Origin of the sequence: Sulfuricella sp., assembly GCA_041651995.1 — a bacterium.
Lineage (GTDB): Bacteria > Pseudomonadota > Gammaproteobacteria > Burkholderiales > Sulfuricellaceae > Sulfurimicrobium.
The window spans coordinates 1-12,407 of the sequence record JBAZID010000005.1; the positions used below are offsets into that span (position 1 = coordinate 1).

Sequence of the window (12,407 nt, forward strand, 5' to 3'; positions counted from 1 at the left end):
GGCAGTCTTCGGGAATACCGCCTCGATAGCTTCCGGGAAGCCTTTCAGTCCATCGACGCAGGCGATGAAGATATCCTGCACACCACGGTTCTTGAGTTCGGTCACGACTTGCAGCCAGAATTTGGCGCCCTCGGTCTGGGCGATCCAGATGCCCAGCAGTTCCTTCTCACCCGCCAGATTGATACCCAATGCCAGATACACGGCCTTGACCCGCACCGCGCCGCTATCGCGCGCCTTGACGTGGATGCAGTCGAGATAGACGATGGGATACAGGGCGTCCAGCGCTCTGGACTGCCAGGCCTTGGCATCGTCAATCACCGCATCCGTAACCGAGGAAATCAGCGACGGCGAAACTTCGGCGCCATACATTTCTTCCAGGTGGCCTTGAATCTCCCGCACCGTCATGCCGCGCGCGTAGAGTGACAGAATCTTCTCGTCGAAGCCCGTCCAGCGGGTCTGGTGCTTGGGGATCAGTTGCGGCTCGAAACTGCCGTGGCGGTCGCGGGGAATGTCGATGGGCAGTTCGCCGAATTCGCCCTTGAGGGTCTTCTTGCTCTTGCCGTTGCGGGTGTTGCCGGCAGGGTTGACGACCGGCTCGTGTTTGGCGTGGCCCAGATGTTCGGCCATCTCGGCCTCAAGTGCCCGCTCCACCAACTTCTTGGTGAGCTGCTTAAGCAGCCCGTCTTCCCCAATCAGGTCTTCGGGTTTCTTGTAATCAGCCAGTAGGCTGTCCAGCAGTTCGTTGCTTACGGTCATTACAGCTCCTTTCTCCAGGACGGCAGTTTCCTGCCAAATGACCGTTTACACAAAAATTCTTACACCCCTAACGGATGACCATAAAGGCCATCCGTTTGTTCGTGTCGCTACCGCGACGTCAGCAAGAATCAGCCCATGAAGAGCGCAATCGATATTGCACCGAATGAAATGAGGTTCGCATTGAGGCGCCGAATTGCTCAAGTTGCTTCGCACCCCTGCTAAAATCTATTCGCCCAACTCGCAAAAACACCCGGTGAAATGCGCTTCGCTTGCGAAAGGAGGAAAAACACGCATTCTTGATCCCGTTCGAGACCCCGATTCAGGTGCTTCCAGGTGGCGCTATTGGGGTGATCCGTGACAGGCCGGGACCCCATTGGCCGAGACAATCAAGGCGCTCATGCCGTTTCACCCGGCAATCTCAGCCTGACGTCAATACCGAACCGCTTGCAGACGGACAGAACTTTTCCGATCTGGGCTGTCGCTTTCCCTTGCTCCAGGCCGTTAAGAAATGGCAAACTGACGTTGCATAGCGCGGCGGCATCGCGTTGAGTCAGTCCAGATTCCTTGCGAACGGCCCGAAGAATATCCCCAAGCTCGACGACAGAGGAAATACCAACTTCCCTGTTTGTCATAGCCCCTCCAATAAAGATAAACGATCGTTGAATTTTGCCTTGTATTAGCCCTTAATACAACAAAAACTCAACGATCGTTGATTATTTATGCCGGGCATTGCCTGATGATGGCAGACCCCAGATGGCCTGCTTCTTCTTGGCTTGGGCGGCGGCTTCCTGTTTGAACCGGGATTATCCATTGGAATACACGGTCATGTAGGAGCGCCGCCCCCGGCGCGAATCGCGGCGAGGGCGCCGCTCCTACAGCGGTGTTTTTGGCCCCAATGGATAATCCGGGTTGAAGGCGGCGCCCGCAGAGAATTTCGGCGCTGTCGTTGCTGCGATCTTGCCCCCCCCTCATGCTTAAACAGAACTTTAATCGTCCTCTTCCTGAGCCTTGAACTGGGACATCAGCGCCTGCTGCACCGCGGGCGGCACTGCGGCGTAGCGGCTGAATTCCAGCGCATAGGCGCCTTGCCCGCTGGTCAGCGAGCGCAGCCTTGACTGGTAGTCGTTGAGCTCGGCCAGGGGGACTTCGGCGGATATGGCTGAAGTGTTGCTACCGCGCGGCTGGGTGCCGGTGACATGGCCGCGCTTGCCGGCGATATCGGCGGCAAGGTCGCCGATGGCCGATTCCGGGCCCAATATCTCGATGTTGACGATCGGCTCCAGCAGGATGGGGCTGGCCGCCTTGACCGCCGCGATGACCGCCTTGCGCCCGGCAACGACGAAGGCCACTTCCTTGGAATCCACCGGGTGGTGCTTGCCGTCGTAGACCACGACGCGGATGTCCTGCACCGGGTAGCCGGCAATCACGCCCGCCTCCAGCGCCTGTTTCACGCCTTTTTCCACGGCTGGCATGAATACGCCTGGAATGGTGCCGCCCTTGACCGCGTCCACGAATTCATAGCCGGTCCCGCGCGGGAGCGCCTCGATGCGCAGGAACACTTCGCCGAACTGCCCTGCTCCACCGCTCTGTTTCTTGTGGCGGTAGTGGCCTTCGGCGTTACTGGCGATGGTTTCACGGTAGGGAATGCGCGGCGGACGGGTGTCCACTTCCAGCTTGTAGGCTTGCGCCATCTTGTCCAGCTTGGCGCGCAGGTGCAATTCGCCCAGGCCGCGAATCACCGTTTCATTGGTGGCCGGATGACGTTCAACCATGAAGGTGGGATCTTCCATTTCCAGCTTGTGCAGGATCTCGAACAGGCGTTGTTCATCGCCCTTGCGCCGGGTTTCAACCGCCAGACCGTGCATCGGTTTGGGGAAATCCAGGGGGCGCAAATGAATGTGGTCCTCGTCGTGCGAATCGTGCAGCACCGCGTCGAACTCGATTTCCTCCGCCTTGGCAACGGCGCCGATGTCGCCCGGCAGCAGAATATCGGTCTCGACGTAATCCTTGCCCTGCAGCAGGTACAGGTGCCCGGCCTTGAAGGGGCGCTTGCCATTGCCGATGAACAGTTGCGCGTCGCGCCTGAGCGTCCCCTGATGGACCCGGAACACGCCCATCTTGCCCACATAGGGGTCGATGATGACTTTGAATACATGGGCCAGGACATGTTTGCCGGCATCCGGCTCGGCATGAAATTCCAGCGCGGAAGCGCCTTCGCCCTTGAGGAAGGGCGGCGCATTGCCTTCAGACGGATTGGGCGCGAGCCTGGCAATCACATCCAGCAACGCGCCCACGCCTGTGCCGCTTTTCGCGGCGGTGAAGCACACCGGCACCAGATGTCCTTCACGCAACGCCTTTTCGAACGGCGCATGCAATTGCTCCGGGCTTAATTCCTCGCCCTGCTCCAGGTAGATGGCCATCAAGTCCTCGTCCACCTCCACCACCTGGTCGATCAGCGCCGTATGCGCTTCCCTGACCGAGGAAAAATCGGCGTCGCCGTCGGGGTTGAAGAAACAATCCACCACATCCTGCCGGCCATGCGCCGGGAGGTTGATGGGCAGGCACTCCTTGCCGAAGCTTGCCTGAATGTCTGCCAGCAAGCCCGGCAAATCGAGGTTCTCGGCATCGATCTTGTTGACCACGATCATGCGGCACAGCCCGCGCGCTGCGGCCGCTTTCATCATGCGCCGCGTGGCCAGCTCGATCCCCGCCTGGGCATTGATCACCACCACGGCGGTATCTACTGCTGCCAGGGCGCCGATCGCCTGGCCTGAGTAATCCGGATAACCCGGGGTATCGATGAGGTAAATATGCTGCCCCTGATGGAAAAAATTCACTACCGCGGAATTGAGAGAGTGGCCGCAGTCTTTTTCCAGCGCATCGAAATCGCAGACGGTGCTGCCCTTTTCCACACTGCCCTGGCTGGCGATCGCGCCAGCCTTGAAAAGCAGGGATTCGGCCAGCGTCGTTTTGCCGCTGGCGCCATGGCCGGCAAGCGCCAGGGTTCGTATGGAAGTTACAGGATCGTTTGGCATTTCAAGTCCTTTCGATTATTGTTTAGTGCTGTGAATTTGAATCCGGACCGCGATATCTGAATTATAGCCTTCCGGCTTCCGCTGGAAAAATTTCTGTGGCACTTGAACCGGGGTGAATTACCAACAGACAGGGAGTATCCATCATGACCAATGCGGAAACCATCGCGCGCCATCCTTCGCTGGCTGAACACCAGTCCCGCCTCGTAACTGCGGCGGAAGCCGTTACTCCGGTTCAGCCCGGCCATCAGGTTTATCTCGGCAGCGCCTGCGCCACGCCTCGCCTGCTGGTGGAAGCACTGGAAAATCTGGCCAGCCCGCCCCCTGATGTCACGCTGTTGCACTTCTTCAATTACGATGCGATTCCGCATCAGAACAACAAACCCAACACCCGCTACCGGCACAAATGCTTTTTTGCCGGCGCGGATGAACGTGCCGCCGTGGCAAGCTTGCAGGCCGAATACATACCCGTCTCCTTATCCCAGGTACCCGGGCTGGTCGAAAATGGCCGCATCCCGGTTGATGTCGCGCTGGTGCAAGTCTCGCCACCGGATGAATTCGGCTATGCCAGCCTGGGTGTTTCCGTGGACATCACCGTGTCCATGGTGCAACACGCCAGGCATGTCATCGCCGAGATCAACCCCAATATGCCACGCACCATGGGCGACAGCCTGATTCACATCAGCCGCTTTGACGCCATGGTGTGGAACGATACCGCTATCATCGAACCCCCGCTCACGCCGGCCGATGAAGTGGTCGAGCAGATTGCGCGCAATATCGCCAGCATCATCGAGGACCGCTCCACCCTTCAGATCGGCCTCGGGCGCCTGCCCCAGGAAGCGCTGAAATACCTGATGGACCGCCGCGATCTGGGCATCCACTCGGACCTCATCACGGATGCCATCGTGCCGCTGGTGGAGAAAGGGGTCATCAATGGGCGGAAAAAAAGCCAGTACAAGGGCATGGTCGTTGCCAGCTACTGCATGGGGACACGAAAACTTTACGACCTGATCGACCGCAACCCGTTCTTTTCCATTCAGGCCATCGAAAGGGTGAGCGATATTCATTCGATTTCGCAGCAACACAAGATGGTTTCGGTGAGCCAGGCCTGCTCGGTGGATTTGACCGGGCAGATTTGCAGCGATCAGTTCGAGGGCCATTTCTGCGGCGGGGTAACGACCCAGCCCGAATTTATCCGTGGCGCCGCCCAGTCGCCGGGAGGCAAACCCATCATCTGCCTGCAATCCACCGACGATAGCGGAAAAACCTCGCGCATCCGCCCGCTCCTGCAAGGAGGCGAAGGCGCCACCATTGCACGTTCGGATGTCCATTATGTGATCACCGAATATGGCGTCGCCTACCTGTTCGGCAAATCCATACGGGAACGCGCGCTCGCGCTGATCCAGATCGCTCATCCGGATTTCCGCCCGTGGCTGCTGGATGAAGCGAAAAAACTGCACTATATGGGGCCGGAGCAGTCCCTGAGGAACCAGGATGAATATCCCGCTGAAGAAGAACGGCGCATTACCCTGAGAAACCAGAAGGCTGTCCTGATTCGCCCCACCCGGAAGGAAGATGCGCCAGCACTGCAACAGTATTTCCAGCGCATGATCAAGGAGGATCGCTACACGCGTACCTTCTGGCGCCTGAATCAACTCTCTGATAGTGAAGCGCAGCGCCTGTGCAATGTAAACCAGGACAGCGACGTCGCATTCCTGGTGGTCTCGGGTTCAGCTGGAAACGAGACGCTGATTGCCAGCGCCTGCTATTTCGTCAACGCCTCGACCAATATGGCCGAAGTCGCCTACATGGTGTCGCCCGAATGGCAGGGCGTGGGAATAGGCAAGGCCTTGCAGTTGAGACTGCTGGAGCATGCAAAAGCCAGGGGCTTGCGCGGATTCAGTGCGGAAATCCAGACCTACAATGCCAACATGATCAATCTTGCCAAACAGGCCTGTGACAACATCACCATCGCCCGGCACGGGGACACCCATGAGGTCACCATGCTGTTCGAATAACGGATCAAGAAACCGGCACCAACCCCTCCCGGCCTCCCCTTGTCAGGGGAGGAGAAAGCCCGCCTCCCCCCTGAGGGGGGTTAGGCAGCGGCCAGGCTTCTGGTGTAGTGGTTGCATGCTAAACGCCACTAGCTCTTGAACAGCAGCGCCTTGAGTTGGTTCAGCTTGTCGCGCATCTCGGCCGCGCGCTCGAATTCGAGGTTCCGGGCGCAGGCCAGCATTTCCTTTTCCAGCTGCTTGATTTCCCTGGTCAGCACCTTCTCGTCCAGATGCTGGTAGTGCGCCAGTTCCTGCGCCACCTTGAGTTCCTTCTGCGCGGTCTCGAGGTCGAACACGCCGTCGATGATGTCCTTGATGCGCTTGGACACGCCCTTGGGCGTAATGCCGTGCTCCTCATTCCAGGCGATCTGCTTGGCGCGGCGCCGTTCGGTCTCGTCGATGGCTTTCTGCATGGATTTGGTGATCCTGTCGGCATACAGAATCGCCGTGCCGTTGATGTGGCGCGCCGCCCGGCCGATGGTCTGGATCAGCGCGCGCTCGGAACGCAGGAAGCCTTCCTTGTCGGCATCGAGTATCGCCACCAGCGAGACTTCCGGGATATCCAGCCCCTCGCGCAGCAGGTTGATGCCGACCAGCACGTCGAACAGCCCCAGGCGCAGGTCGCGGATGATTTCCACGCGTTCCACGGTGTCGATGCCGGAGTGCAGGTAACGCACCTTGACGCCATGATCGGAGAGGTAATCGGTCAGGTCCTCCGACATGCGCTTGGTTAGCGTCGTGACCAGCACGCGCTCGCCCAGCACCACTTTTTGCCTGATGGTCGGCAGCAGGTCGTCCACCTGGGTGGACGCGGGGCGCACCTCAAGAACAGGGTCGAGCAGGCCGGTGGGGCGCACCACCTGCTCGACGATCTGGGAAGCATGCGTGGCTTCGTAATCGGCGGGCGTGGCGGAAACGAAAATGGTCTGGCGCATGACTTTTTCGAATTCGTCGAAGCGCAGCGGGCGGTTGTCCAGCGCGGAAGGCAGGCGGAAACCGTAATCCACCAGGTTTTCCTTGCGCGCCCGGTCGCCCTTGTACATCCCGCCCACCTGGGTGATGGTGACGTGACTCTCGTCAATGAACATCAGCGCGTTGGGCGGCAGGTAGTCGATCAGGGTCGGCGGCGGATCGCCCGGATTGCGCCCGGAGAGGTGGCGCGAGTAGTTCTCGATGCCCTTGCAGAAGCCGATTTCGTTGAGCATTTCGAGGTCGAAACGGGTGCGCTGCTCGATGCGCTGCGCCTCCACCAGCTTGTTGTTCTTGTGGAAGAATTCGATGCGCTCGCGCAGTTCCAGGCGGATTGTGTCGACCGCCCGCAACACCGTGGAGCGCGGCGTGACGTAGTGGCTGGAAGGATAAACGGTAAAGCGCGGCACTTTCTTCTGTATATGCCCGGTCAGCGGGTCGAACAGCGACAGGCTTTCGACTTCATCGTCGAACAGCGAAACGCGGATCGCCAGCTCGGCACTCTCCGCCGGGAAGATGTCCAACACATCGCCGCGCACCCGGAACGTGCCACGGCTGAATTCGACGTCGTTGCGGTCGTACTGCATCTCGGAGAGGCGCTTGATGGCCTCGCGCTGGCCGATCTTCTCGCCCTGGCGCAGGTGCAGGATCATGCCGTGGTAGTCCACCGGGTCGCCGATACCGTAGATGCACGACACCGAGGCGACGATGATGCTGTCTTCCCGCTCCAGCAGGGATTTGGTGGCGGACAGGCGCATCTGCTCGATATGCTCGTTGATCGCCGAATCCTTCTCGATGAACATATCGCGCGAGGGGACATAGGCCTCGGGCTGGTAGTAATCGTAGTAGGAAACGAAATACTCCACCGCGTTCTCGGGGAAAAACTCGCGCATCTCGGAGTAAAGCTGCGCCGCCAGCGTCTTGTTGTGCGCCAGGATAATGGCCGGCCGGCCCAGGCGTGCGATTACGTTGGCCATGGTGAAAGTCTTGCCGGAACCGGTTACCCCGAGCAGGGTCTGGAAAGACAGCCCGTCATCCAGCCCCTCCACCAGCGAACGAATAGCCTCGGGCTGATCGCCGGACGGCTCGAATGGCTGGTGAAGTTTGTATGGGCTATTGGGAAAAGTGACGATCACAGGTAGAATTTGAACGCTTATTTAAACCCAAGAATTGTACCATGCGGGCCATACCGGCCTGCCCCACTCAAGGATAGAACTTTGGAACTGTCACAGCGCGTTCAAGCCATCAAGGAATCCCCCACCCTCGCCGTCACGGCCCGCGCAGCCAAGCTGAAATCAGAGGGAAAAGACATCATCGGCCTGGGTGCGGGCGAACCCGATTTCGACACCCCGCAGCACATCAAGAATGCGGCCAAGAAAGCCATCGACGACGGCTTCACCAAGTACACTCCGGTGGGGGGTATCCCCGGCCTGAAAAACGCCATCATCGCCAAGTTCAAGCGCGACAACGGCTTCGACTACAACAACCGCGAAGTCATCGTCGGCGTCGGCGGCAAGCAGACCATCTTCAACCTGGTGCTGGCCGTCATCAACCCCGGCGACGAAGTCATCGTCCCGGCCCCCTACTGGGTTTCCTATGCCGACATCACCCTGGTTGCCGAAGGCAAGCCGGTGATCGTCAACTGCGGCATCGAGCAGGGCTTCAAGATCACCCCCGCGCAACTGGCCGCCGCCATCACCCCGAAAACCAAGCTGTTCATGATCAACAGCCCATCCAACCCGACCGGCGCGGTCTACACCCTGGCCGAACTGCAAGCCCTGGGCGAGGTGCTGAAAAAGCATCCCCAGGTGCTGGTCGCCAGCGACGACATGTACGAGCACGTCAACCTCTCGGGCGAGAAATTCTTCAACATCCTCAACGCCACCCCGGAGCTGAAGGACCGCTGCATCGTGCTGAACGGCGTATCCAAGGCCTACTCCATGACCGGCTGGCGCATCGGCTACGCCGCCGGCCCGGAAAAAATCATCAAGGCGATGGAAATCCTGCAATCCCAATCCACCTCGAATGCGACCTCCATCTCCCAGGTGGCTGCCCAGGAAGCGCTGGATGGCGACCAGGGCTGCATCACGCCGATGGTCAAGGCCTTCCGCGAACGGCATGAATTCGTGGTGCGCCGCTTCAATGAAATGAAAGGCCTCAAATGCATCAAGGCCGGCGGTGCTTTCTATGCCTTTCCCGACGCCCGCGAGGCCATCGCCGACCTGCACCAGCGCGGCCTGCTCAAGGAAGCCAACGACATGGCACTGTCCGAATACCTGCTGGAAAAGGGTGTTGCCGTGGTTCCCGGCTCAGCGTTTGGAGCAGAAGGCTACTTCCGCATTTCCTTTGCCACCTCGATGAGCAACCTGGAAAATGCACTGAACAGGATTCAGCAAGCCCTGGCTTAGGGAACCAGGCCATTGCGAACCGGAACCTCAAGCGAAGTAATCTCATTTCCATAAAATCAGGAAGTTGCAGATTGCTTCGCCGCTTCTCTCCCCGCAAAGGAACTGCCTTTCCTGCCATGGCAAATCTTGTCAATTCCGCGCCCATTCCCCATACTTGGCGCATGATTAAATATCTCGCCGCTATCTGTTTGACCCTTTTTGCCCTCTCCTCCCCTGCCGCCGACCTGGCACGCGAAAAACGTCTAGCGGATGAAATCGTGGACATGATTGTCGATGGGGAACCCGTCTGGCTCAAGGCGGACAATCGTCCTTTCCTCTCCATCTACACGCCGACCACCCTGCGCCATCCGCGCGGCGCGGTTATTATCCTGCACGGTCGCGGCATGCACCCGGACTGGGCCGATGTGGCCGCCCCCCTGCGCACCGCTCTGCCAGCCAGCGGATGGCACACACTATCGCTACAGTTGCCGGTGCTCGAAAAGGATGCAAAGTACAACGATTATGTTCCGCTGTTTGCAGAAGCCGGCCCGCGCATCAATGCCGCCATCGCCTATTTGCGCGATACCGGAGTCAAGCATATCGTGCTTGCCGCCCACAGCTGCGGCGCCCACATGGCCATGCACTGGGTGGCGCGACAGGGCGACAAGGATATCAATGCCTATATCGGCATCGGCATGGGCGCCACCGACTTCGGACAAGCGATGGTGGAACCCTTTCCCCTGGAAAAAATGCATGTGCCGGTACTGGACATCTACGGCAGCGCCGAATATCCGCAGGTGCTGAATATGGCGCCCGGGCGACTGGCAGCCATCCGCAAGGCCGGCAATCCGCAATCACGGCAAGTCGTGATTCCCGGCGCCGATCATTATTTCCACGAGCACAATGGCGAGCTGGTCAAGGCCGTTGCCGAATGGCTCGGCAAACTCAAACTCTAAGAGCCTCAACCGCATGCTTTATTCACTGATCCGTTCCATGTTCTTCAGCATGGACGCCGAATCCGCCCATCACCTTGGCATGGAGGGCATGAAAACCGCCCAGCGGCTGGGGTTAATCAAGTTGCTGGCCTACCCGGTTCCCGGCAAACCCCGCACTGTGATGGGTATTGACTTCCCCAACCCCGTCGGCCTCGCGGCGGGGCTGGACAAGAACGGCGACTACATCGACGCGCTGGCAGCGCTGGGCTTCGGCTTCATCGAAATCGGCACCATCACGCCCCGCCCCCAGCCCGGCAATCCCAAGCCGCGCCTGTTCCGCATCCCGGAGGCGAATGCCATCATCAACCGGATGGGGTTCAACAACGACGGGGTGGACAAGCTGATCGAGAATGTCAGAAAAGCAAAGTACCGCGGCATCCTCGGCATCAACATCGGCAAGAACTTCGATACGCCAATCGAAAATGCGGCCGACGACTACCTCATCTGCCTGCGCAAGGTTTATCCCCACGCCAGCTACGTCACGGTCAACATTTCCTCGCCCAATACCAAGAACCTGCGCCAGTTGCAGCAATCGAGCGAACTCGAGGCCCTGCTCGACGCGCTCAAGAACGAACAGGCGAAACTGGCCCAGACCCACGGCAAACATGTCCCCCTGGCGCTGAAAATCGCCCCCGATCTGGAAACGGAACAGATCATCGAAATCGCAGACCTGCTGCTGAAATACCAGATCGAAGGCGTAATCGCCACCAACACCACGCTGTCGCGCGAAGGCGTGGCCGGGCTGTCGCACGGCGACGAAGCCGGCGGTCTCTCCGGCGCGCCGGTGCGCCTCAAGTCCACCAGCGTGGTGAAGCAGCTCAGCCTGGCGCTGGGCGGCAAGATCCCCATCATCGGCGTGGGCGGCATCATGAATGGCCTGGATGCGAAAGAGAAAATCCTTGCCGGCGCCAGCCTGGTGCAGTTCTACAGCGGCTTCATCTATCGCGGCCCGGAACTGATCCGGGAAGCGTGCGAGGAAATTTGATTCCCCTCTCCCCAACCCCTCCCCCGCGAGGGGGGAGGGGCTATGTCTCCCCTCGCCCCTTGCGGGAGAGGGGCCGGGGGAGAGGGGCGCCAGCCGTGAATATGGAAAAATGGAGCCAGCCATGCTGATCGGTGTCCCGAAAGAAATCAAGGATCACGAATTCCGTGTTGGCCTTACCCCGACAGGCGTTCGCGCCCTGGCCGCTGCCGGCCACGAGGTGCGGGTGGAAACCCGCGCGGGTGCTGCAATCGGCTATGGCGATGAACGCTATGCCGCCGCCGGAGCGCAAATCGTGGCCACGGCTGCGGAAGCCTGGACCTGTCCCATGGTGATCAAGGTCAAGGAACCCCAGCCTGCCGAGATCGCGCTGCTGCATGAAGGCCTGATACTCTTCACCTACCTGCACCTTGCCGCCGATGCCGGACTGACGCGCCAACTGGTGGAACACAAGATCGTCGGCATCGCCTACGAAACCGTTACCGATAACCAGGGCCGCCTGCCCCTGCTCATCCCGATGTCCGAAGTCGCGGGCCGGATCGCGATTCAGGCTGGCGCGGTCAGCCTGCAGATGAACCATGGCGGCAGTGGCGTGCTGCTGGGCGGGGTAGCGGGCGTCATGCCGGGGAAAGTCACGATTCTCGGCGCCGGCTCGGTCGGTACAGAGGCAGCCAAAATGGCGCTGGGGCTGGGCGCGGATACCACGATTGTGGATATCGATCTGAATCGCCTGCGCTTTCTGGACGATATTTTTGGCGGGCGCCTCAAGACCTGTTATTCGCAGACTGGCGCCATCGAGAAATTGGTCGCGGACGCCGACCTGGTGGTCGGTTCGGTGCTGATCCCCGGCAAACGCGCGCCCAAGCTGATCAGCCGTGACATGGTCTGCAAAATGCGTCCCGGATCGGTGCTGGTGGATGTCTGCATCGATCAGGGCGGCTGCGCGGAAACCTCGCGCCCGACAACTCACTCCGAGCCCACTTATGTCGAAGCAGGCGTGGTGCACTACTGCGTCACCAACATGCCCGCCGCCTGCGCCCGCACCTCGACCCAGGCACTCACCCATGCCACCCTGCCCTACGCGCTGAAGATCGCCAGCCTCGGTTACCAGGTAGCCATGAGGGAAGATAAGGGATTGATGAACGGGCTCAATCTGCATCTCGGGCAGGTGACCCATCCCAACGTGGCGGCAGACCTGGGTTATGAGTACCAACCCTACCAGCCTTAGA

The 12,407-nt window shown here is 59.8% G+C and carries 9 protein-coding genes; 5 read left to right on the forward strand and 4 right to left on the reverse strand.

Annotated features, from left to right (window positions below; translation table 11 throughout):
* From WC392_08640 to fusA, 3 genes are all read right to left on the reverse strand, one after another.
* Positions 1-756: IS256 family transposase (locus tag WC392_08640; GenBank protein ID MFA5242422.1), on the reverse strand; the 756-nt coding region annotated here is incomplete at its 3' end.
* A 395-nt stretch (positions 757-1,151) separates the two neighbouring features.
* Complete coding sequence (locus WC392_08645) at positions 1,152-1,388, reverse strand: helix-turn-helix domain-containing protein (GenBank protein MFA5242423.1); 237 nt, start codon at positions 1,386-1,388, stop codon at positions 1,152-1,154.
* A gap of 354 nt (positions 1,389-1,742) precedes the next feature.
* Complete coding sequence (gene fusA / locus WC392_08650; protein MFA5242424.1) at positions 1,743-3,791, reverse strand: elongation factor G; 2,049 nt, start codon at positions 3,789-3,791, stop codon at positions 1,743-1,745.
* A gap of 143 nt (positions 3,792-3,934) precedes the next feature.
* On the opposite strand from fusA, the gene WC392_08655 reads away from it, so the two are divergent.
* Positions 3,935-5,806 carry a GNAT family N-acetyltransferase gene (locus tag WC392_08655; GenBank protein ID MFA5242425.1) on the forward strand — a complete coding sequence of 624 codons (1,872 nt, stop codon included), beginning with the start codon at positions 3,935-3,937 and terminating at the stop codon, positions 5,804-5,806.
* A gap of 128 nt (positions 5,807-5,934) precedes the next feature.
* Here WC392_08655 and uvrB read toward each other — a convergent pair whose 3' ends face one another.
* Positions 5,935-7,950 carry an excinuclease ABC subunit UvrB gene (uvrB, locus tag WC392_08660; protein ID MFA5242426.1) on the reverse strand — a complete coding sequence of 672 codons (2,016 nt, stop codon included), beginning with the start codon at positions 7,948-7,950 and terminating at the stop codon, positions 5,935-5,937.
* Between the two features lie 81 nt (positions 7,951-8,031).
* Between uvrB and WC392_08665 the strand changes: the two genes are divergently transcribed.
* The 4 genes from WC392_08665 to ald all read left to right on the forward strand — a co-directional run bounded on the left by WC392_08665 (position 8,032) and on the right by ald (position 12,406).
* The gene (locus tag WC392_08665; protein ID MFA5242427.1) at positions 8,032-9,222 is read left to right on the forward strand and encodes a pyridoxal phosphate-dependent aminotransferase; all 1,191 of its coding nucleotides are present in this window, start codon (positions 8,032-8,034) and stop codon (positions 9,220-9,222) included.
* A gap of 116 nt (positions 9,223-9,338) precedes the next feature.
* Positions 9,339-10,157: a DUF3530 family protein gene (locus WC392_08670; protein MFA5242428.1), complete on the forward strand. Its 819-nt coding sequence runs from the start codon at positions 9,339-9,341 to the stop codon at positions 10,155-10,157.
* A 13-nt stretch (positions 10,158-10,170) separates the two neighbouring features.
* Complete coding sequence (locus tag WC392_08675; GenBank protein MFA5242429.1) at positions 10,171-11,181, forward strand: quinone-dependent dihydroorotate dehydrogenase; 1,011 nt, start codon at positions 10,171-10,173, stop codon at positions 11,179-11,181.
* A gap of 121 nt (positions 11,182-11,302) precedes the next feature.
* On the forward strand, positions 11,303-12,406 hold the full coding sequence (gene ald / locus WC392_08680; GenBank protein ID MFA5242430.1) for an alanine dehydrogenase: 1,104 nt from the start codon (positions 11,303-11,305) through the stop codon (positions 12,404-12,406).
* Position 12,407 lies beyond the last annotated feature (1 nt).